The organism is Bartonella heixiaziensis, assembly GCF_046245125.2.
GTDB lineage: Bacteria > Pseudomonadota > Alphaproteobacteria > Rhizobiales > Rhizobiaceae > Bartonella > Bartonella heixiaziensis.
The window spans coordinates 931,968-955,982 of sequence record NZ_CP176404.1 but is presented as its reverse complement, the minus strand read 5'-3'; the positions used below and the strand labels follow the sequence as shown (position 1 = coordinate 955,982).

Sequence of the window (24,015 nt, the reverse complement as noted above, 5' to 3'; positions counted from 1 at the left end):
TTTTTTATTGGGGAGTTAACGTATGAGATATGAGAAGAAAGCAGAAAGAGCAGCTTTATTAGGTGTTTTGGTCTCCAGTACGATGCTCAAAAAGGTTTTATTTGGGGGACTTGGTTTTTCTTGTTTATTCGCACCTTCAGCGTTACAGGCGCAAATTACTGTGGATCCTAACGCTAATGCCGCTCATCGCCCAGATATAGTAGCAGCGCCCAATGGGGTTCCCTCGATTGATATTGTTACCCCCAATGGCAAGGGCTTATCACACAATAAATATGATGATTTTAATATTGGCAATCCAGGTGTGATTTGGAACAATCATGCGCAAGAAGTGGGGCAATCGCAGTTGGGGGGCATTATGCCGGGCAATCCGCATTTGCGTGTTACGGGTTCGGCGAAAGTGATTTTAAATGAAGTCACCAGCAGCAAGCGCAGTGCCTTGAATGGTCCAGGAGAGGTTTTTGGGCATCAAGCCGATGTGATTATAGCCAATCCCAATGGGATAAGCTGTGATGGTTGCGGTTTTATCAATACGCCCCATGCGACTTTAACCACAGGTGTACCCGAAATTGATGCGAGCGGTTTTTTGAAAGGCTTTGAGGTGCGAGGTGGGGACATCACCTTTGGAGCAAGAGGAGCCAATTTTTTCTCTGGCAAGGGGGCTGTTGATATTGTCGATATTGTCTCACGCACGGTGCATTTTGAAGGACCTGTTGCCGGCAGAGAAATTGGTGTAACAGCAGGGACGGGTCACTTTGATTACGCTTCACGGGAAATGAAAGAACTGACCGATATTACTGGTAAACCGGAATATGCGATAGATGGTTCTGCTTTGGGGGCTCTACAGGCGGATCAGATTAAACTTGTGGCGACGGAAAAAGGTGTTGGGGTTCGCATGCGTCATGATATGGCAGCCAATGCGGGGCAGTTGCATCTTTCTGCTGACGGGAAAATCTCCCTGAAGAATGTTTTTGGTCATGGGGGTGTTGTCCTCAAATCGAAAAGCCAGAGCGTATTAGCAAAACACATCACCTCGAAAAAGCATATTGAGATTGCAGCAAAAAAAGGTGTCACGTTAGAAACCGTTGGCGCTGAGGGTCATTTGAAAATAGAGGCGCAGGATGGGCTTTTATCGATTGCCGGAAATGCAACGTCTGGGGGCAACATGGAGCTGTCTTCGCGCCAAACTCTTCAAGTTTCAGGGCTAGGGTCAGGCGCTGATATGGCTCTTGAGGCAGGCGGAGAGCTGAAGATTGAGGGGAACGTTTTAGCGCAAGGGAACCTCAAGGTACATGCCGGTGGTGATATCCAAACGCATCTTTTAGCTGGTAGGGTTGATATGGTTCTTGAGGCGGGTGGAGACTTGAGGCTTGAGGGGGATGTTCTAGCGCAAGGGAACCTCAAGGCACATGCCGGTGGTGATATAAAGGCGCAGCTTTTAGCCGGTGGGGTTGATATGACGGCAACGGGTGCTACTGGTGTTGTTGTTCTTGGCACCCAAGGGGATGTTGATCTCCAGAGCAGTCAAGGTGAGATTGTTGCTGAAAGTGTTTATGGAGCAGGAGATATCACCCTGGTTTCTCATAACGGACTTTCTGTTTCTCAAATAATCCTGTCGCATCAAAATGTTGCCATTCAAGCACAACCAGAAACAAATGCTCCGGTTCATTTTGGGCAACTTTTAGCTCATGGCAAGGCAAATATTGAGGGCGGGACGGTTGACTTTTCTTCGCTGATGACGGGTGAAGAAGCTGTTTTAAAGGTTGGCAGCCTTGATGCTGGCACACTGATGACAGGTGTCGTTTCTACCGGCGGTTCAGGGGATCTTGTTTTAGATAAAAAGGGCTTTCTTTCTATTACAGCAAAAGAAGGGGTGAAGGTTGGTCAGATTGCCAGTGGTGGCAATATTGAAATTTTTGCTGGCAACGACATTTATTATGATCAGGTCATTGGCTATGGCAACGCAGCATTGACATCGGTATCTGGAGAGATCAGTGTTGAGAATGTGCTGTCTACCGAGGGGGATGTGAGATTGACAGCAAACACTCTCGATTTAAGCAATAATCGTTCTCATATTTACACGCCGCAAACGCTGTATTTAATTGCAGATCATATTGATGTCTCGGGCAGCGAATTGACTTATGGTGGTTTAGATTTTAACAGCACCAATGCCCTTGATATTCACCATGCGCGGCTACAAGCCGTGACAGATGAGGGGGGGACTGGAGATATTCTCTTTATTGCTCCAAGCGTTATGGTGGATAAGGCAACTTCTGTTTTAGCGGCGCGAGATTTCGTGATCAAAACGGGGGAGTTTGGAAATAGCGGTCAATTGGCAGCAGGGCAGGATTTAGTCTTTAGCGTGACGGGCAATGTAACCAACAGCAAAACGGGCTTAATCTATGCTGGGGGAAGTGGTGCTTTACAAGTCGATGGCGCTTTGCTCAATGATTTTGGTGCCATAATGGCAGAGGGTGATTTATCTTTCACCAATGCAGATGGCAGCGGAAAAAGCCTTTCCCTTGTTAACAAAGCGGGCTTTATTCAAGCTGGTGGAAACTTAAATATCCAAACCAACACCCTAAAAAACGAAGCCGATAGCACGCCTGTCATCACAGAAAAAACGGAATATAGCGATATTTCATTCGAAAAACCAGACAAATATAATTTTCTCGATGGTAGGCCTTTATATCATGATATGGACTGGGATCGTTGGGGAAAAGGAAAACTTTCTAAAAGAAAGCATGGGATAGTAGGTCCAAAACACTTTATATTTGAGCAACAACTTTGGGATAACAAAGAAGGAACCTATGGCACTGCAACTTTAAAAGATGGCACAGTCTATAAGGCATTTACTTGGAAACATAATGCTCGAAAAGGAGACATAGAAGAGTTTGTATGGAATGGTTCTCTGCGGAAGGGAGGATGGTTCGGGTCAATAAACGAAAACTGGTCACATATGACAGAAGAAACTGTCACGCAAGGGTTTTCGCATAAACCAACTGTTTCGGGGATGATACAATCTAGTGGCAATCTCATCATTAACGCTGATACCATTGACAACCATTATAGCTCTATAGAAGCAGGGGGAAATGCTGATATCCACGCCAAGACGCTGACCAATTCAGGGGCAACGGCTTATAAAAAAATCTTTATGCATTGTAAAGCAGATACAGACAATTGTTATGGCTATAAAGCTGATGGAAGCCGCGATGTTTCTTTAGATATAGCCAATGGTACGTTTCGCCATACTGGCTCAGAAGCTCTTGATACCGTTCCAGGTCTTGTCCAAGCGGGTGGCACTTTAAATCTGGTGGTCGATCAACTCAATAACACGGCAGCGGAAGGTTCGATTACAGGGGATGCGCATTTTGAAGCCAAAGCGGCTGGAGGCAATCCACTGGAGTCCTTAAGTGGTTTAACCGGGGCTGGTGCTTTGTTTACACCGAAAATTGATATCAATAGTGCAGGGGAACTTTCTGAGGGGCTCCCTTTACCAAAGCCCCAATCGGGGGGTGTTGGGGGCACGCTGCCCAACCAGAATTTCATTTATGAAACGCGGGCAGAATTCCTTGATGTTGGCAAGTTTTATGGCTCAGCTTATTATTTGAACAGAATTGGCTACAATCCTGACAGAGAGATTTTTTTCTTAGGCGATGCATATTTTGAAAAGCAGCTGATTGAAAAACAAATGCGTGATCTTGTTGGTCAAGGTTTGGGCAAAGGTTCCTTTATTCCTGGAAGTGATGCCATTGAACAAGTCAAAACTTTGCTGGATGTCGGGGCAGACTATGCAAAAGCCCACAATCTCTCCTTTGGTGAGGCTTTGAGTGAAGAACAATTGGCGTCCCTAGAAGCGCCGATGGTGATTTATGTGCGCCAACAGGTCAAGGGCATGGATGTTTATGCGCCGGTGCTTTATATCCCTGAAAAAGACAGAGCCTCCTTTGTTTCTGCTGGGGCTTTGATCATGGGCGATGATGTCAATATCACCAGCCAAAATACGAGCAATTCCACGATAACCAATTCAGGACGGATTGCGGCAAACCACCAATTGCATGTGCATGGCGGGGATATCCTCAGTCAAGGGGGGCATTTTGCGGCGGGTGGTGATGCTGTTTTACTTGCGGAGAAGAATATTCGTTTAGATGCAGGGCGCACAACGGTTGACGGCGTGGAGACCGTTTTAAACACCGAGGCACTTTCTGCTGGGGGCAATGCGAGCGTGATTGCCAAACAAGATATCACAGCTTCAGGGGTGGGGATCACCACGAAGGGTGATCTTGCCATGGCCACAGAGCAGGGCAATTTAACAATAGGTTCAGCACAAACGCATTACCACAGCGAACAGGGTGATGCCACTATGCATCATAAATCGCAAGTCAATTCTGGGGGCTCAACGACACTTGCCTCTGGAAAGGATCTCAATGTTCTAGGCTCTGATGTTCAAACAAAGGATAATCTTCTCTTAAAAGCTGAGGGTAATGTTTCGATTGATGCTACCCGCAACAGCATGGACAATCATACGCAGGATGGGCAAACCTCCCATGTCACCTTACACAATGGCTCTCATTTAAGTTCTGGAAAAGACACCACTGTCCTATCCGGTCAAGATATCCATATTGCTGCTTCCGATATGGAAGCGAAGGGCAATGTTGGCCTTGGCGCGAAAGGGGAGATAACGGTAGGGGTGAGAGACGATGAAGTGGAATATCATCTTCAGGGCAACAATCTTAAAGTGGATATGCAAGCCTCTCATGCAGTTGGCTCTTCGATAAAATCAGGGGGTGATACCACGGTTGTTGCGGGGCAGGATGGAAAGGCGCATGACCTTAGCATCACGGGCAGTTCCATTGCTGCTGAGGGTAAGGTGGGGCTGAAATCCAGCAACGATATCTTGATCACCAATGCAGAAAATAGCTTACACTATGAGATGTCGTATCATAAAGAGGGTGGAACATTTAGTAGCAGCAAATCCGAGCATAACAAGATTGATGCGACAGAAGTTGTGAGTTCGCTCATCACTGGAGGAAAAGGCGTTGCCATTGAATCTGGAAACAACACGGAAGTTTTAGCCTCGACGCTCATAGCCGGTAAGGCAGAGGAAACGTTAGGAGAGAAAGCACCAGGAGAACAGAAACAAGCGGATATTACTATTCACTCTGGGGGAAAGATTGTCATCAAAGGCGCCCAAGAACAGTTGGATCAGCAAGCACAATCGTCATCAAGTGGCTTTTTGCATGAGGAATCTTCCGATACATCTCAATCGCATACCACAACGGTCTCCTCTATCCTTGGGGCAACGGGCAACATTATCACGCAATCAGACAAAGAGACCACAATCACTGCTTCTCATATGTTTGCAAATGAAGATATTCATGTGACGGGAGAAAGTGTGACAATTGATGGCATGACGGACCACCATAGCAGCCATTCAGAGACCCATGAAACGGGTTTTGGTGTGGGATCAGGCAAGGGCTTTGTGTCGATATACGGGAGTGAAGGAAAGACAGAAAATGAAGAGAGTTTTGAACATCAAGGCTCTTCTTTGAATGCGGATGGCACTATCAACATCACTGCCAAGAAAAAAGATGTGACAATTGTGGGCTCTGATCTTGCAGGGGAAAATGTTAATCTTACCGCAGCCCGTGATGTCAATGTGCTTGTGGGTCATAATAGCCATAAGTCAAATTCTGAAGAAAAGCGTTCAGGTTTTGGCATTCAGTTTGGAAAGAGCAGCAGCAGTGCTTCCGTGGGTGTTGGGGTTGAAAGCACGAAGGACACCGGCGATCAATGGGAAAAAACTTCCGTTCAATCGCACATCACAGCACGCAGAGATGTGCAGATTACCGCGGATCGTGATGTGAACATGCAAGCGACAGATGTTTCGGCGGATCGTGATGTGAACATCGATGCTGGCAATAATATCACCCTATCAGAAAGCTATGATACCTCTAACGCAAAAGAAAAGCATGAAAAGTCTTTTGCTGGTGTGACAGCCTCTGCTGATATCGGTGTTCTTGGTACAGTAAAAGATGTAAAGGATGCAGCCAAACGTTTTGGTCATGGGGATACAAAACACAAAATCGGTAATGGTCTTATTGCTGGTCTAAAAGGCTATGATCTCTATAGCAAAGGCAAAGGTCTTTATAATGGGATGAAAGGTGGAAACAAACAGTCTATTCGTGATATTGCTGATGTTTCTGCTAGCGTAACCGTGGGCTTTAAGACAGAGAAGGAGGAGGCATCTGTTCAGACATCTACTGCGGTGACAGATAGCATAGAAGGAGGGCGTTCTATTAATATCCATGCCCATGAAGGCAGCATCCATAGTATTGGCGCTGATATTATTGCCGGCACAAACCCGATGCAAAGCAATGATGAACAGAGCGGGAATATCACCTTGGATGCAAGACAACATATCCTCTTTGAAAGTGCACAAAACACGCAAAGCACACAAAACAGAAGTGAAAGCGCTTCAATGAATATTGGGTATAGTTATGGTACTGGTGGTACAGGGTGGATGGGGAATGCTTCTTTTGGTAAAGGCAAGGGCTCCAGTGAGGAGGTTCAGCAAAAGAACAGCCATATTATAGGCACTGGCACTGTTCATACCAGCAGTGGAGAGGATACCACATTGGCAGGTGCCGTGGTTTCTGCAAACCATGTAGAAATGGAGGTTGGTCGTGATTTGAACATTACCAGTCGCAGTGATACGGGTCAAACCTCCAGCAAGCAAAACTCTTTTTCTATTGGGTTTAATGGTGGAAAAAAGGATGATGCAGCCTCAACCAATATTTCCTTGAACAAGGATAAATCCTCTAGTGATTATCATAGTGTTGTGGAACAATCAGGCATCAAAGCGGGTGATGGCGGTTTTAAGATCAACGTTAAAGATAAAACAACGCTGACCGGAGGGCTTATTTCCAGCACTGCGCCGGCAGAAAAAAACAGTCTGACCACAGGAAGCATTACCACCAGTGACATCAGCAACAGTGCGCATGCTCAAGCCAGCAGCGATGGGATCAGCATTGCTGCGGGTGGTCCAATGTATCAGGGCAAATATGGTGTCGGGAAAAACATTGCTAAAAATGTCTTAGATCATTCAAAAGCTAAAGATTCAGAAGAAGGATATACCAAATCTGCTATCAGCAATGGCACTATCGTCATTACTGATGAAGCAGGGCAGAAGGCATTGACAGGACAAGACGTGGAACAAGCAATCTCCTCCCTTAATCGTGATACTGCCACTGCCCATAAGGGTGTACAACAACTCGATGTAGGCAAGCTGGAACAAATCGTCCATGAAAACCGTGAAATGGTAACGCAACTCTTAGAAGAAGGGTTTAAATACAGCGATGACTCCTATAAAACCATGTTTATCAAAGAGCATCCCATCGCCGTGGTCGACCGTGATGAAAAGGGTAATATACTCTATGAAATAGATGCAAATGGAGAGCCTATAGAAGACGCTCGTGGACAACCTATCCCTAAGTTTCATTATTTAACGGATGAAGAAAAGCAGCATTTACAAGAAGGTGCTGATGGCAAGGTGCATGTGTCCCTCAATGGCATTTTTACACCACCCTATGAGGCGGCTGTTTATGCTGAGCAACATGCGGAGAATAAAAATGTACCGCTTTATTTTGTTGTGTTTCCAGAAGCCGATTCTGCTATCTCAGAACTTCTGGTCGCGGGCTATCAGAAGTTCATGGAAAATAACTTTTGGGGTTTGACCAATTCCACACAAGAAGCAAAAGATATAATGTCTCGCTATGGTAACACAGGATTGCATTTTGATGCCCATAGTCGTGGCAGTTTGACAGGCTTTAATATGATGAATTCTTTCAAACAAGAAGGTGTAAATGATGTAGCTGGTAATACAACGATCAGTTTCCATGGACCAGCGGCTAATGTTTTGGCGGCATCCGGTCTGTTAGGTTATGTGAGTGGTGGCAAACAAACCACTATTGGCTTTGATGGGCATAGATTTGACGTTGTAAACAGATTGATTGGTGGCAATGGCTATACCTACGAGACAATACCTGCTGGTAGTAACTGGTGGACAGAATGGTGGAGAGTGATCATGAATCCCATAAGTTCCCATACTTGCCTTGGAGATGTGGGTTATAAATGCCAAAAGTTTTACGGCTCATCTCATCGTGAACAATTTCCTTTAAGTAAATCAAGGAGTAAAAAATGAAACACATTTTAAAGTTATTAAGTGGAATAGTTTTGGTGAGTGTAACTGGATGTAATATCGATAAACCTCCTCTAGGAGAGATAGCTACGTGGGAGAAAAATGGTGTTACTGATTTTACTGAGGTAGGAAAAGCCTTATTAGAATGTGGAATGCCAACCCCTTATGATACTGATCCAGAAAGCAGAAAGCTCAGCTACAATGCAATAGCAACCATAGAAGCTTGTATGATTCAATCAGGTTTTCGTGATAAAGTGGGAGGGGGAACTTGGTGTGTAAATCATAAAGCGGAAAACCTTCCCATTTGTCGTCCAGGCGCTGTTGTTCCACAGCGCAGTGTCAAGAAGCGCTTGAACAGCCCGTTTTGTAAAAAATATAAAAATAGTCGCAAATGCCAGCCTTAAGTCTTGCTGTTTGTGATGATCAACAATCCGCCATCCTTGCCTTCGCTTGGAATGGCGCGATTGTTTCCTCAAGCAACCATTTCAATATTGTTCACCGTTGTTTTAAGCAGCGATGACAGAAAATATCAACAAGCTTCCGAGCTGTTTTATAGTAAATAAATCCATTGAAAGAGGGAAAAAATGAAGAAAATCTTAAAACTATTGAGTTGCATAGCTCTCTTAAATACAGCTGGATGTGTTAACCAACCTCCTCCATCAACTTTAGCATTATGGGAAAAACCAGGTGTCGATAAAGCGATGATCCAACAATCCTTATCAAAATGTGGTTGGAAACCAGTCTATGCTTCTTCTAGTGATATGAATTCGTATGCAAATGAATTTGCCTCAGTTTATGAGTGCATGAAAAAAGCAGGTTTCCGGTATAAATTGCAAGATTCAAAAGGGCTCTATTTTGTACAACCTCTGAAAAGTGACTCGTTTTTAGCTAATTTGATGCTAGCTGGATATCAGCAATTTATGGACAATGACACCTTTGGTGTGACCAACAAAACGAAACAGGAACGCGCTTTACTAACGCATTTTGAGGATGAAAGAAAACGTCAGCAAAAGCAAAAAGCTTTACAAAAGCGATCACCAAAGCGTTCTCCCCATCGTTAAAAAGGTCGTTGGATAAAATCACGAATGAAGTAGAGGATCAAAGCTGTTTCCTTCTTTATCCACGCAACGGGCACTTTTAATTTGGTGGTTAAGATAGTCGACAATAAGGCAGGGTGAGGTTTCATTACGGGGGATGCGTATTTTGAAGCCAAAGTCGTGGGGCAATCCACAGGATACGTTAAGCGGTTTGACCGAGGCTGGTGCATCTGGCAGTATGACAGTGGGCTTTAAGAAAGCAGAAGCTTCTTCTCAAGCTTTCACCGCGATGAGCACAACAATAGAAGCAGGACGCGCTGTCAACATGCAAGCCCACAAAGGCAGCATCCATGGTGTTGGAGCCGATATTATCGCTGGTACCGCGCCGGCAGAAAAAACAGCCTGATCACAGGAAGCATCAGCACCAGTGATATAACCAACAGTGCACATGCTCAAGCCAGCAGCGATGGGATCAGCATTTAATCTTCCCATATGTCGTCCTGGTGCTGTCATGCCTCAACGAAGTGTTGAGAGACGCTTAAATAGCCCTTATTGTAAAAAATATAAAAATGCACTTGAATGCCAGCCGTAAGTTTTTCTGTTTGTGATGATCAACAATCCGCCCTCCTTGCCTTCGCTTGGAATGGCGGGATTGTTTTCTCAATCCAACATCTCAATATTGTATGTAAAGCAATATGGCGTAGAATGTACTTAGTAATCCTATAACCAGGTTGCGATACAAGACGGATTTTGTTATCTCTAGGTTGATGAGCTTGAGAAAGCCTTGTTCGTCTTTACGTAACAAGGTTTTCTTTTTATGCCGCGTCGTTATAACGTTGCTGTTTCGCTTGCTCGATGACATTGATAAGATCCGATTGTAACCAACGCGATAAAAAACCAAATTTTAAAGGTTTTGGTAAAGATCCATTGGTCACATGACGGCGGAATGTCGAAACACTCATATGAAGCAGTTTTGCACTTTCACGGTCTGTCAAAAGAATATCATTTTCTGTCATACTAAAATCCTTTCTATCAAAAAATGAGAACAAATCATAACTATTTATTAACCATATTTTACATCATATGAAAGGTATTTAGTCTATAAAAAACAGTGTTTTATTATAGTTTTTCTGATGTGATAATTTATGAATCTTATTGAGATGATATGAGAGAACAGAGAGCTAAAGTTATCCACAGATCATGGGGTTATGCACCCCATATCTTAAGATTGACCAGTGACATATGCTGCCCATTTATCCATATAGATACGACGCTGTTCTAGATAATCAGTGCGACGATAGGCACGCTCTACTTGTCCTCCGACCGTATGACTTAAAATGGTTTCAGCGACCTCATAAGGGGCATCAGTTGTTTCAGCAAGCCAATCGCGTAAACTAGAACGAAATCCATGGGGGCAGGCTTTAAGACCAGCGCGTTGCATATATTGTGACATACAGCGTGCAGCGAGGGGACCGCGACCGGTTGCAGAAAAGAAGAAATTATTGCGAGAGAGCAAGCGGGCTTGTTTTAAGATTTCTAATGCCTCTGTTGATAAGGGCACGCGAAACTCTGTTGTAGCATCGCGTTTCCCTTTCATATTCTCAGCAGGAATAGTCCATATATCGCCATCGACTTGATCTTTATGAATATGACGCAAAGGATATGTGCGAACGCCTGTCAAAATAAGCAAACGTAATGCCAGATATGTTATGGTTGTTGTTTTACAAAGCGTTTGATAAAAGGCTGGGACATCCTTCCAATCCATAGCTGGTCTATTCGTGATCTTATGGCGTTGTTTGCCTAATAAAGCTTGTGCTTTTTCTGTTGCCTGTAAATCAACATCCAATCCTAAGGCAGCAGCATGTTTAAGACAAAGATTAAGACGCATCAATGCTGTTCGAGCAGTTTTAGCTTTTGTATGCCAAATAGGGGCAAGCACATTGCGTATCTCTGTTTGAGTAATCTCTGAAACGGGCAAACAGCCTAATTTGGGAAGAATATGAAGGCGTAATGGTAAAAACCAAGTTCCATCTTTACCGTCACCTTTTAGTTCAGCTTTACGAGTTTCAAAAGCATCTAAAGCGATATCTTTTAAATAATGGAGATTGCTTATTGCCTCACGCTTTTGTTTATTGCGTTCTTTAATGGGGTCACGCCCTTCACGAAGAACAGACCGCCATTGCATTGCACATTCACGAGCTTGTTTTAAAGAAACATCTCGCAACGCACCCAAGCCCATTTCACGGCGCCGACCATGAATGGTATACCGTAAAATCCATTGAGCACCTCCATCTTTACGCTTGTGAAGAAGCAAGCCGGCACCATCATTATATTTTCCAGCCCCCAATGTTGCGACAGACCTTGCATTAAGACGGTTCATAAGAGCCATTTTTAGTCCTTTCTTATACAAATTTGATCCACACACTCATCCCACTTGTGATGTGCAAATGAGTGGTTTTGATTGATTCAAGATACACAGATTTGAAATGAGAGAATCTTACGTTATTCGGGGTTCTCATTCAATATGAACAACGCTAAATTATAATTATAAATCAATGCCTTGAACACTTCGATTAAAGCGTTTGTTAAGACAGCGTTTTCGGAAGCGAAGTTGAAGATAGGAAGTACCTATGGAGGCACTGAGTTCAGTGAAAAGGACATCAAAGCCCAAGGCACGCAAGATTTTACGCCAACAGATCAAAAGTCTTTTGTAGCAGATGATAAGGAAGTTACCCTTTATGCAACACGAGACAAAACAACAGATGCTGGTGAATGTGTTGTGGTTGTACAATTTGTTACAAATAATTGAGGGGATAAGATATGGCAGATTATTTACCACAGCCCTTACAAGGGAGAAATCTTCATACCCAGCAGGTAAGCTTTTTGCGGCTTAATTTTAGTTACCAAGACAAAGAAAACGCTATGAGAATAGGTACGCTACCTCGAGGTGCTTTAATTACTTCAATTAAAGTGTACGTCAAGACGGCGTTTTCGGACACTAAGGTAAAAATAGGCAGCACTGCTGGAGGGACAGAGTTTGGTGAAGCAGAAATCAAACAACAGGCAGTCAAAGAGGTTAAGCCAACCAATCAGAAGGAGTTTGTCCCTTATGATGAAGAACTTACTCTCTATGCCAAAGCGGACAAAACGGTACAAGCTGGTCAAGCAAGTATAGTCGTTGAATTCGTGACCAATCGTTGAGAGGTATAGGGGAAGGCTTAATTCCCCTCACGATTTATGGAGCAGATTGTACAGAGAGTTGCAAATTAAGGGCAGATAAGACAGCGACTAAGGTAGAAAGTTTAGGGTCACCTGTTTTGCTTAAAGAGCGGTATAATCCACTGCGTTCGCGATTGGTTTCTTTTGCTAAAGCACTCATATTTTGTGCTCTAGCAACAATGCCAAGGGCATCCGCTATGTGAGCAGCATCACCTGTTTTGAAGGCTTCATTTAAAAAGACTTCTTGAGATTCTGGTGTTGTGAGGTGTTTTTCAAAGTTAAAGGTTTTCAATTTCATTTTTAAGATCCTCTAAAAGAGATAAGGCTTTTTGAATATCACTGGATTGTGTGGATTTGTCACCACCACAAAGCAATATAATGATTTTATCGCCTTTTTTTGTAAAATAAATTCGGTAACCAGCACCATAGTGGATACGTAATTCACCTATACCATTAAAAAACTTTGCATCACCCAAAAGCCCTGAACGAATTCTATGAAGCCTTGCAAGAATTATATTAGCAGCTTTTCTGTCTTTAAGTTTTTCTAACCAGTTATCGAATTCATCTGTTGTTTTTATTATCGCTACCATCAGTGCATTATAATACACAAAATATATAATATCAATAGTAATAATTTTTACAGAAAGGTATTTTGATGACGCGTCACTATATCACGATAAGGACAGGAGGACCGATACAGGATAGCCAAGATGTTTTTCGACACAGAGGAACATTAGCGCACCTTGTATCGGTGATTCAGAATGAGATTGATGACATAGCGGATGAGTATGTTCATCAAATCCAAGAAAGTATTTTTGCAGCCATTCGTTTTTGTGAGCGGGAGACCTTTTACTTTAACGAAAGCCGTGATGTGGTGTTTCAGACACGATCGGGTCAAGGTGTTTATGATGCGGCAGATACCCGCCATATTGAAACGGCTGTCAAAATCAAAACAGTCTTTCTTAACTCAGGGAATAATAAGTTTGAATTAGAGCGGAGAAGCCATCTTTCTTTAGAGCCTTTGTTATCATCAGAGCAGCAAGGAACGCCGGTTTGTTATAGCTATTTTGATAAGAGATTACATCTTTATCCCACACCGGATAGAGCCTATATTCGGTATAATATCAAAAAACACAATAAAGTCAATATGTTGTTTGCAATTATTTTATAAGAATCCACTTAAGAATCCATTTTTTTATACGTGATTCATTTGATTATTTTTTACATAAGATTGCCATGTATGAATAGACCATAAAAAGCAAATCATGATGTAAATGTTATAACGCATGTGTGCATTCAAATGAAATGAAAAGCTGTTATCATTCATAACAGTTTATAAATTCTATGATACGTTTTTATCACAGCACAAATCACATTGTTTAAAATTTAGTTGTTTGGAATTATCAATAACATACGTTTAAAGATCACATCTTGTTTTAAAGATTGGATTATTAATTGCATGATAAAAACACAAGATTTGCGGTCCCCAAAATTGGGGAGTGCAAAATCTAAAGATGTTATAGCAATATTTTATTACCTATAAGAGGGTAATCGTTTGAAATTGTTATAAGGTAAATTGTATCAAAAGATACGCATTTATAGAAAATAGAGATCATATAATTTTCCCCAAAATTGGGAAAAACCTTTAAAATGGCATTAAAGAAATTAACTGTTTGAAGCATTCATAAGCTTATAGGTTTAATTCATAAAGATTGCATAAAAGGATTTAAAGACAAGATCGTTTTTAAAACCACGGTATTTTTTTACCGAGGTAGGAAATAAAGGTAATGAAATTCAAAACATTATATCTTATGAAATCAAAATCCTTTTAATGAATATAGTGCATAGCTAGTTTTGAAGGACGCAACTGTATTCGCTTCCACAAAAAAATGGAAGCGACAATGCCATGGCAGTAGAATGACTATCTACTTTAGACTTGGTACTAAGAAACGTTTTAAAAGTTATAGTTTAAAAATACGCTTATGAGACCCTTTCTAAATGCACGTTTAAACGTTTGAAACTGATGCTTTATAAGCTTATTATTTTTTCATTTGCTTAAGAACGTTTCATTTACGAAAAAACTAAGATTTAGCTTTCACAGCAGAGCAAAATTTTGAAAACTTTACATTTTATAAAAGCGGTTGTTTATTGTCTTATGAGAGATTGTTTTAAAAACCAATGCTTGTAAATGTAAAAACCGTTTTGTTAAAGCTACCAAGCGTTTTGATTTGTTTGATACGTTTGAAGCCATAAAAGCGTTTATCGGCTCTATAAATTCAAATGAGTGATTAAAGATCATAGGCATCGTTTACGTTTTTTTTGATAAGTTTTCATATCTCTCATAGAGCGCTTGCAATATGATACGTTTTGTATATATGCATTCATTACTCCATATAGGTGATTAATTTTAATCATTAGAATCGACATTTGAAAGCCGCGTCATATCATTTGGCACGGCTTTCTTTTTTAAACTCTCTCTTTTATGATATGTTTATTAGCAATGCATTTTATATGCGTTTATAACCATAAAGAATGCACGCCCCCCATGCGTGTTTTTATTCTGTTTTATCGGTTATATTGACAAGCTTATCGCTTTCATACACCTCACAATTTTTTGGAACCAACCTTACTTTGCTTTTTTTATTGATTTTTGCATTGCCATAAGCACGCCCCCAGACCTTGGCACAATATGAGATTTTTGCATTGCCATAAACAGAGCCATAAACCTCACAAGAGCCCCCCACGCTAGCAGAGCCATAGACCTTGCCATAAATTTTTGCACGACCATTAATAACAGCATAATTATAAACCTTTCCATGGCTATAAATGCAAGCCGAGCCAGAAACCTTGGCATGACCATAGACGCGCGCATAACTAAAAACCGCAGCATCATAAGAAACATGCGCATGGTCATAAATATGAGCATCAGCAAAAACGCGGGCAGTGCCACTTACATGAGCATTGCCATAAATATTCCCATAAACATGCGCATTGCCATAGACAAAAGCATGGTCATAAACTTTAGCATATTGAGAGATAAAAGCCCTTCCATAGACCTCCGCATTGCCATAGACATGACCACAGACTTGCGAATAATGGCGTATTTTTGCATTTTCATAAACACGGGCATAGCCATAAACCCACGCATTATCATAAACCCAGCAATTGCCATCATGGGATAGGTTAACTTCCTTTTCAATAAAGCCGCCTAGATCGCCAGCTTTGATATCATCAAAATCTTTTAAAGCACGAATGCGATAAAGGTTTATAATATTTCGAGTAAGAGCATGTTTGATTTGTTTAATTTCACTAGTTAATTCATATTTTTGAGACATAGAGATACCCTCACATAATAGATATGTGTTAAACGGTTAGGAAAATTTGGAATGGGAAATTTGAAAGAGGGGCGCCCCCGCACCGCCCGCATCTTATTTACGCAGCGTCTTTTATGGTGTGATCACAAATTTTGATATGACCATTCAATTTTTTGGTATCTATATATGAATTGCCAAAAACACTCACTTTATCGCAAATGTATGTATAGCCTGTAATTTTTGCATTTTCATAAATACAAACATCATCACAAACCACAGCAAAAAACCAAACTTGAGCATTGTCATAAATTCTTGCATTGCCATAAGCTTGTGCATATCCAGTTAATAAAGCATTATCATAGATTTTAGCATGACCTTTTATAACAGCCCTGTCAGATACTTCAGCATGATTCAAAACGCAGGCATGATCGTAAACATAAGTTCTTCCAAAAACCAAGGCATGATCAGCAACCCTTGCATTGTCATAAATTGTTGCACAATCAAAAACTTTAGCATTGCCTTCAATTTTTGCATTATCGAAAACACTAGCGTAATCACAGACTGTAGCGTGATCAGAAACATGAGCATTATTATAAACACAAGCCTTATCATAGACCCAGCAATTACCCTCATGAGAGAGGTTACTTTCCTTTTCAATAAAGCCCCCTAAAGTACCTGCTTTAACATCAGCAAAGTCTTTTAATGCTTTAATACGATAAAGGGTATGATTATTAATTACACGTGTCTCATTTGTGAGTGCAAATTTCTTTTGCATGGCACAATTCCTTTATAAAGAGATTTAATTTTTGAATGAAAGAATTTGGTTAGAAAGCAGGCGCCCCCGCACCGCCGCATCTTATTTACGCAGCTTCAGTTTCATATTCGCTGTTATCATCATGATCATAATACCCCTCACAATCAGCATAATACTCATGACGATAATAATCATCTTCGCTACCAAATTCGGGATATGCATCATCACAGATATCTTCATTAGCAGTTAGAGAGGCATTGCTATGAATATAAGAATTGCCTGAGACAAGAGCATCACAAATAACAGCATCATCAAAAACACGCGATTCATCACAGATATAAGCAGAGCCACTTATTTTTGCATTGCCACCGACATGAGCATCATCACAAATGACGGCATTATCAGAAATATGAGCATGATCAGTGACACGGGCGTTATCATAAATTTGAGCATTGCCTTCAATAATCACGGCGTTGCTCGCATGCGCATTGCCCGACAGCTTTGCATTGTCCTTTAATGTCATACCTTCAAAAATAGCATTCCCATAAATTTGAGCATTGCCATAAACATCAACAAAAAAGCTTTTTACTTTAGCATTTCCAAAGACGCGTGCATTTTGAAAGACCCGCGCTTTATTATACACCCAGCAATTACCCTCATGAGAGAGGTTATCTTCATTTTCAATATAGCCACCGAGGTCACCTTTTTTGACATCATCAAAATCTCTTAAGGCTCTAATTCGAGTTAAGAAATGACCATCGATATATTCACAATCATCAATAAATTCGTATTTTTTTGCAGGCTCTTGTTTATTAACGGGGGTGTTTTTTGAGATATTTGTCATAGTTAAAACCTTACTGATTAGACGTTTTTCATTGACAATCCTACAAGGATTGCCGGGTGTTGAAAAACACGGCAGTAAGTCCGTTGTTACGCTTTTCCCATAAGGGTATTTTATGGCGTAACTACACCCGACAAAATCATCATATATGCTAATTAAAGCACAAAAGATAGCCAGTTTTAAAAGCTTTGGAAAGATTGTTTCGTAATCTGTCCGCTTACTGTTTAAAGTGTTTTTCATCACTTGAATATTTATATAACAAAATACGTATTTATTGTCAAATAATATTTTATCTTTTGTGATATTTTTTGTATTTTTTAAATACGTTGTGTATTGATAATATCTTATGCTTATTAATTTCTTCTTTTATATTTATGTGCGTTTAACGCTATATTATATGCTTTCTTAAACGATTGCGTTATTTTCTGAATCTATACATTTATAATATTTAGAAACGCTCTCTTAATGCGTATTTTTATCTTTATAACCTATCATGTTTTTTACTAAATGGTTTTTAAGATTTCTGTTGATTTCTTTTAATAACACATTTGCAACTTAACAGCTTTTATAGGGACTGTCTTTATAAACAAATGCTTTCATTTGCATATGATTATGAAAGCCTGCTTTTTTCACGCATGCTTTATAGCTGTTATTTGCTTTATAGCCATGGCATCATTTTTCATTTTCATAAGAGAAATGATAAATAGGATAATTGTGATTTATAAACCGTTATGAAAACATCTCAATAGAAACTGATCATTATAGAGATGAGCAAAATCCCTTTTAATAGACTTTTGTCATTTTTGTCAGTTTAGTCAGTTCTTTTTAGACCCTCTATTATTTTTTTTAAATGCGTAAAAACTAAAAACATTATATTTCAATATGTTAGTATTTTAATGATACAACCCTTATTAAGATACAACCCATAAATACAATCAATAACATATATTTGTCAGTTATCTGTCAGTAAATTGAACTGACAAAATGATGATTTTAGTGAGTGATTAAACCACGTCTTAAAAAAACATGCGATCCTTTAAAGCCCTTCAAAAGATGGCTTGTAACTCATAAGAAATGTTATCAAGATCCTTACGGTTGTTAGTTTTGAGGATTTTGAGGGTTCCCTTTACCCCCTTTATATATTTTTTTTCAATCAAAAAATAAAAGTTATTATATTTCAATAAGTTATTTTTTAATAAACAACCTATATCAAGACACAACCTATAAATACAACCCACGGTATATTTTTGAGGGTATTTTGAGGGTTTGAGAAACCTTCAAAACCTATAAGTAATATAAGAAAATGAATATACATAACTCTTTTTAAACAAAGCTTTTGAAAAGGATAAAGCTATCATTTGAGATTGCGATATAATCTTTTAAAGGCAATGTAAAAAAATCTAATTCTGTTTAAGAGTGGATTTCTTATAAATCTTAAAGGCAATCCAAATAAGAGTATTTAAAAGTGCAAATGATTTCTTTTTAGAATAACGCATATAAACACTCCTTTTAAGATGTTATGTAAGCAATTTATAAAAGGGGTATAGAGCCCCCCCTATAGGTATAAGACCTTATACCCCTTTGTGAGGTTAATATGCCTATCATCTGAGCATGCCAAATCTATTCGGTTTCTCTTATTTCTAATTTTGGTAAGTTCTTAACAATTTTCATTGTTTCTAAACTTACGGTAATAACCCTTTGAAACAACTCTAATGGATAAGCAGGGTTGCCAACGGTTTCAACAGCATAGTGATTGGCATCATTCACAATGCCACTCTTTTTATCAGTCTTTACACATTGACGCCCCATAACCCATTCAAGAGCTGGTTTACCATTGACGATATACGCATAAGCTTCAAGAGGGATATCTGTTATTGTGATATTGCTATTGTAAAAAACAGTTGATTTATCCTTTTCCTTACTATTCCCAAAAAATCTCATTTCTGTAACGTAGTAAAATTTTTCGGGATTAAAGATATCAGTCTGTTTAGGATTGCCTTTTTTAAAGGTCACTGGATAAGGTTCTACAGTTTCATAGTTTACGTGCAAATGACCCAATTCACGTCCTGCTGTTACAAACTTCCAAAAATCTTCAGCAGTTTTTACACAAGGGATACGAGGCAATTCTTTAGAGAGGTTATCAGCATAACGAGCACGATAATCTTCCGAATGAAGTAGACCATAAACATAATAGAATAGATCATCTTTTGTTATGGTTTCATTAGGATAAGCGGCTTTAAAATGTTCTAGCCCCTCATCAGTAATAGCATCACGCCTCTGTAAATCAGCATTGATGCTTTTTTCTATAGAATTCGTAAATAAATGAGTTTGTTTCTTGTTTCTATCTTTTGAAACCGGAGTGTCTTCGTAAATATAGCGTGGAAAACATTGACCATTATGCACAACATGAAGATCAAGTATAGACTTAGATATCAAAACAGAAAAACCTGATTGAGTTCCCATACCTGAAATTTGTATGACCTTATTTTCAACCGCTTGCTCTATAGGGAATATCCGCGGCATTTGATAAACCATTTCATTAAAGGCACGACTATAATAGAGCCACTGTCGTGTAAATGGACGATACAAACTTTGCGTAAGGCATGTAGTCTCAAATTCAAAAATCTTTCCTTTAGCTAAATGTTATTTAAGTGCACGACTCCAACTAATTCTACTTGCATCCAAATTTACAAAATTGTTTACAGAATTTTCGCGTGTTTTGCAGTCAGTATGTGGGAAAGCATCATTAAAACGTTTCACTTCGCTGTTATAAAAAGTAATCATATTACTCATATTTTTAGCTAAAACTTCACTGCTTGAGTTATATACCCAAGCATCACGACTGCTCATAATACCACGAGAATAAGTTTCAAAGAGCTTTTTACCATGACCTTTTTTAATACCTAGAGCTAGGAATGTCTTGAAACTATCATCACGTTGACCAAGCCAATCATTATGCTTGTCTGGTGTAATTATTTTCCAACCGTTTTCACGTGTAATACCACCAACACTACCAAAGTACTGAAGCATCTCAAGTTTTTTTTCGGTGGAAAGATTATCTCCAATATCATGATAGTAAATTTTACAATCTCCAGAAACATTGGGATTTTTAATAAATAATGTTACGGCAATACCCGTCATACTACCATTGCCAAAAATATTCTCTCCTTCTTGAGCGTTATTTTTGTTCATCATATTTTTACGGATATCACCTCGTAAATTAAGCACATAAATACTCGTAAATTCTTGGGCTAAAGATTTTCGTAAACTATCCATTGCTGGCTTTTCTATATAGCTTGAACCAGAAACAAAACCGATTACCCCAGCATTATCAATACGGTCACTTGCCCAACGAATAGCGCGGATATAGCTATCATAAAGTGCTCGTATATTTGTTACTTTAGATTGAGCAGCATAAGTTTCACGAATGCGATCATCTAATATCGGGTAGGGAGTATTCTTTGCATTGTCGTTTTCGCTTTTTTGTCCTACCGAATAAGGAGGGTTACCAAAGATAACTTCAATATTTAGTTTCTTTTGATGCTCTAAATATTCACTGTTTTCTTTGAATAATTCCTGTAAAAGATTTTTCTCTTCAAGCATCTGAAACGTATCAGTCAAACCAATATGCTTAAAAGGAATATACTCACCTTTCATGATACTATGATAAGTCGATTCAATGTTAATCGCTGCTATGTAATAGGCAAGTAAAACAATCTCATTGGCATGGATATCATGACGGAACTTATATTCCATATCCTCTGGTTTGATGAGATTGGATTGTAAAAGCCGCGTGATAAAAGTACCCGTTCCAGTGAAAGGGTCAAGAATAGAAACACCCCGTGACCCCAAGCTTGTTCCAAACTCATTACGCAACACATCATCAACAGAATGAATGATAAAATCAACAACCTCAACGGGCGTATAAACAATCCCAAGCCTATCCGTGGTTTTCTTAAATGCCTTGGCAAAAAAACTTTCATAAAGTTTGATAATAAGATTCTGTTTTGCATGAGTTTCTGTAATACCTGCTGTACAGAACGTGACACTTTTGTAAAATTTATCAAGATCTTTGGTTTTTTCTTCAATGTTCGTTTTATCCAGTTCTCTTAAGATCTTGTCCATTGCTTGTGAAATGGCATTGTTCTGTACAAATTCATTACCGTCAAATAAAGCTTCAAACACGGGACGCGTGACAAGATGTTGCGCTAACATCTCAATGGCTTCCTCTTGCTTGATTTCACTGTTGACGTTGTTCTTTAATTCCTTATGGAATGCATCAAAGGCGTGAAAGGCTTCACTCTTTTCATCGGAAATCATATCTTTAAGATGATTGATATGGTTTTGAGCAATCTCAGCAACATTGTTCGCCCAAATGCCCCAATAATCCGTGATTTTAAAACTATCCAGAAAAATGGCTTTGACAAAATCAAAAAATTCAGAACGGGGGAATAAGTCTCCTTGTCCTCCAGATACCGATTGAGATTTGCTTTCTGCTGTTCCAATGACACGTCCAGAACTTTCTGCTTTTGATGGTATCGAGATCTCATCAACCGTTGTGGTAAGCTCTTTTAATTCATCCTCACGCTTAATTTCTATAATCTCAATCGTATGGCTGCTATCTTGTCCTAAAGACATTTGATTAATTGTCCGAGCAAGCCTTTCATCATGAGAATGTAAAGCATGCAAAACTTGCCAAACAACACGGTATCTCTTATTGTTTTTTAAAGCTTTTTTGGCTTCTAAGTGTGAAGGAATGATAATGGGTAAAATGATATAGCCCGTTTTCTTATTTGGAGCACGGCGCATCACACGCCCTACCGCCTGTATCACATCGACTTGGCTATTACGCGGGTGTAAAAACATGATGGCATCAAGAGCAGGGACATCAATCCCTTCTGAAAGACACCGAACATTGCTTAAGATCCGACAAACATTGTTCCCAGCATCTTCTTTAAGCCAATCCAGTTCCTCATTGCGCTTTTTGACACTTTGCGTTCCGTCAATATGTCTTACTTCACAGTTCAGAAAGGGAACGGTTTGAAGGAAATCATCAATATGAGATTTGATAATTTTATTAAAGAGCTTTGTTATATATTGAGAGGTATTGATATCTTTGCAAAAAGCTAAAGCACATTGCATGGGCTCTGTATCATCATCATCAACAGCCGCTTGCTTATCTATTTTGGTAAGTGCTCTATAACAGCCAATAATTTTTGCCGCATCATCTAAATCAATTTCACGGTTTTCATTGGCAATAATCTCCTGTATGGCTGGTGTGATATAGGTTTCATTAATACCCAAGACCACAATCTTGTAAGGAGTTAAAAGTTCATTATCGACAGCTTCCGCGAATGTATAATGATGGAGTTGTTTGCCATAAAGTGCTTCATCATCCATAGAGGCGAGAACGGCATTAATCTCATCAGCGCGCCTTTTAGCAGTGTCACTAAAGATACGCGGCGTTGCTGTCATATACAGACGTTTTTTGCCCCGAATGATGCTGTTATCGTGAACCTTGATAAATTCGGATTCATTGTCTTCACTTCCCAATGAAGCTCCAGTCGTTCTATGGGCTTCATCACAGATGATCAAATCAAATTCGGGTAAACCATGCTCTTTTTGTGCATCCGAAATCACTTGGATAGAATGATAGGTTGAAAAGATGACCGTCATTGCATCTGCTAGGTTTTCACAAGCTTCTTTGGCAAGGGCTTTCGCATCTGTTGTAGCAGGGAGAACAAGGTCTGATGTTTCCATGCCAACAATATCATCTTGGTTTTTACGACGCTTTCCCACTTGTGTATCGGAACACACGGCAAAGGAGCGTAAAGGCACTTGTGCATCGGCTGTCCATTCACGGATTGTTTGCGAGACTAAAGCCAGAGAAGGTACCAGAAACAAAACACGCTTGCCTTTTCCTGCTATGTGTTCTGCTATCTTAAGGCTTGTGAAAGTCTTCCCCGTTCCACATGCCATAATCAGCTTGCCACGATCTGCTTCTTTTAACCCTTCACAGACTTTCTTGATGGCTTCTTCTTGATGGGGACGAGGCTCTTTTGTTGATTTAAGAAGAACTTCTTTTTTGGTTGCATAGATTTGCCAATCTATCCGACTGTTTTCCATATGACGAAGGTCAATACGATAAACGGGTATCACTTGTCCTTTAATCATGGCATTCACATTGTCACTTAATTCTACTTCCGTGCTATCAACGAGAAGACGATATTTGAAAATGTCTTTTCCAGATGCCGCGATAAAGCTATCAATATCCTTTTTACTAATCTGATGATCTGCTTTATAACACTTACACTGAATAGCCACATATCCTTCTTGATGACGAAGCTTAGCCACCAAATCAATACCGATATCATTTTTATTCCAACCTTCATGCTCTTTAGCCCATTCATAATAGGTTTCTACCTTTTCGTAGCGTCCATAATGAAGAGGGTCTTTCGTCAAATAAGCTATGACAAGGTTTTCAAACAGAGTTCCTAATTCACGAAGTGATTTAGCTTGTTGACGATAATATTCCAACAGAGAGCGTAAAGTGACGTGTTCATTATCAGACTTAATAGATTGAAGCATAAAGAATAGACTCCATGGCAATATATTCTATTGATTAATTCTCTTCAAAATAATCAAAATGGAGT

The 24,015-nt window shown here is 39.8% G+C and carries 12 protein-coding genes and 3 pseudogenes; 7 read left to right on the top strand and 8 right to left on the bottom strand.

Annotated features, from left to right (window positions below; translation table 11 throughout):
• Nucleotides 1-22 precede the first annotated feature (22 nt).
• From ACKC4Y_RS04110 to ACKC4Y_RS04095, 4 genes are all read left to right on the top strand, one after another.
• Nucleotides 23-8,200, top strand: a complete 8,178-nt coding sequence (locus tag ACKC4Y_RS04110; protein WP_409362058.1) for a hemagglutinin repeat-containing protein — start codon at nt 23-25, stop codon at nt 8,198-8,200.
• Nucleotides 8,197-8,601 (top strand): hypothetical protein, encoded by a 405-nt coding sequence (locus ACKC4Y_RS04105; protein ID WP_409362057.1) that lies wholly within the window; start codon nt 8,197-8,199, stop codon nt 8,599-8,601. Before ACKC4Y_RS04110 ends, ACKC4Y_RS04105 begins: the two co-directional genes overlap by 4 nt.
• A 180-nt stretch (nt 8,602-8,781) precedes the next feature.
• The gene (locus tag ACKC4Y_RS04100; RefSeq protein ID WP_208434556.1) at nt 8,782-9,258 is read left to right on the top strand and encodes a hypothetical protein; all 477 of its coding nucleotides are present in this window, start codon (nt 8,782-8,784) and stop codon (nt 9,256-9,258) included.
• A gap of 142 nt (nt 9,259-9,400) precedes the next feature.
• Nucleotides 9,401-9,640 (top strand): hypothetical protein, encoded by a 240-nt coding sequence (locus ACKC4Y_RS04095; protein ID WP_246787201.1) that lies wholly within the window; start codon nt 9,401-9,403, stop codon nt 9,638-9,640.
• Nucleotides 9,641-10,049: 409 nt separating this feature from the next.
• On the opposite strand, the gene ACKC4Y_RS04090 is transcribed toward ACKC4Y_RS04095, so the two are convergent.
• Both ACKC4Y_RS04090 and ACKC4Y_RS04085 read right to left on the bottom strand, forming a co-directional pair.
• On the bottom strand, nt 10,050-10,250 hold the full coding sequence (locus ACKC4Y_RS04090) for a helix-turn-helix transcriptional regulator (RefSeq protein ID WP_004860538.1): 201 nt from the start codon (nt 10,248-10,250) through the stop codon (nt 10,050-10,052).
• Nucleotides 10,251-10,456: 206 nt separating this feature from the next.
• Nucleotides 10,457-11,623, bottom strand: coding sequence for a tyrosine-type recombinase/integrase (locus tag ACKC4Y_RS04085; protein WP_409362056.1), 1,167 nt, complete (start codon nt 11,621-11,623; stop codon nt 10,457-10,459).
• Between the two features lie 168 nt (nt 11,624-11,791).
• Here ACKC4Y_RS04085 and ACKC4Y_RS04080 point away from each other — a divergent pair.
• Nucleotides 11,792-12,043, top strand: a pseudogene (locus ACKC4Y_RS04080) (hypothetical protein); the annotation flags it as partial.
• Between the two features lie 11 nt (nt 12,044-12,054).
• On the top strand, nt 12,055-12,435 hold the full coding sequence (locus ACKC4Y_RS04075) for a hypothetical protein (protein WP_409362055.1): 381 nt from the start codon (nt 12,055-12,057) through the stop codon (nt 12,433-12,435).
• A gap of 34 nt (nt 12,436-12,469) precedes the next feature.
• Here ACKC4Y_RS04075 and ACKC4Y_RS04070 read toward each other — a convergent pair whose 3' ends face one another.
• Nucleotides 12,470-12,751: an addiction module antidote protein gene (locus ACKC4Y_RS04070; protein WP_114648092.1), complete on the bottom strand. Its 282-nt coding sequence runs from the start codon at nt 12,749-12,751 to the stop codon at nt 12,470-12,472.
• Complete coding sequence (locus ACKC4Y_RS04065; RefSeq protein ID WP_017196508.1) at nt 12,732-13,043, bottom strand: type II toxin-antitoxin system RelE/ParE family toxin; 312 nt, start codon at nt 13,041-13,043, stop codon at nt 12,732-12,734. The genes ACKC4Y_RS04070 and ACKC4Y_RS04065 overlap by 20 nt, the downstream gene beginning before the upstream one ends.
• A 65-nt stretch (nt 13,044-13,108) precedes the next feature.
• Here ACKC4Y_RS04065 and ACKC4Y_RS04060 point away from each other — a divergent pair.
• Nucleotides 13,109-13,564, top strand: a pseudogene (locus tag ACKC4Y_RS04060) (hypothetical protein); the annotation flags it as partial.
• Between the two features lie 1,444 nt (nt 13,565-15,008).
• On the opposite strand, the gene ACKC4Y_RS04055 reads toward ACKC4Y_RS04060, so the two are convergent.
• The 4 genes and pseudogenes from ACKC4Y_RS04055 to ACKC4Y_RS04040 all read right to left on the bottom strand — a co-directional run bounded on the left by ACKC4Y_RS04055 (nt 15,009) and on the right by ACKC4Y_RS04040 (nt 23,950).
• Nucleotides 15,009-15,788 carry a hypothetical protein gene (locus ACKC4Y_RS04055; protein ID WP_208439690.1) on the bottom strand — a complete coding sequence of 260 codons (780 nt, stop codon included), beginning with the start codon at nt 15,786-15,788 and terminating at the stop codon, nt 15,009-15,011.
• A 97-nt stretch (nt 15,789-15,885) separates the two neighbouring features.
• Nucleotides 15,886-16,542 (bottom strand): hypothetical protein, encoded by a 657-nt coding sequence (locus tag ACKC4Y_RS04050; RefSeq protein WP_006589463.1) that lies wholly within the window; start codon nt 16,540-16,542, stop codon nt 15,886-15,888.
• Between the two features lie 85 nt (nt 16,543-16,627).
• Nucleotides 16,628-17,365, bottom strand: a complete 738-nt coding sequence (locus ACKC4Y_RS04045) for a hypothetical protein (RefSeq protein ID WP_208439688.1) — start codon at nt 17,363-17,365, stop codon at nt 16,628-16,630.
• A 1,617-nt stretch (nt 17,366-18,982) separates the two neighbouring features.
• Nucleotides 18,983-23,950 (bottom strand): annotated as a pseudogene (locus ACKC4Y_RS04040) (DEAD/DEAH box helicase).
• Between the last annotated feature and the right edge of the window lie 65 nt (nt 23,951-24,015).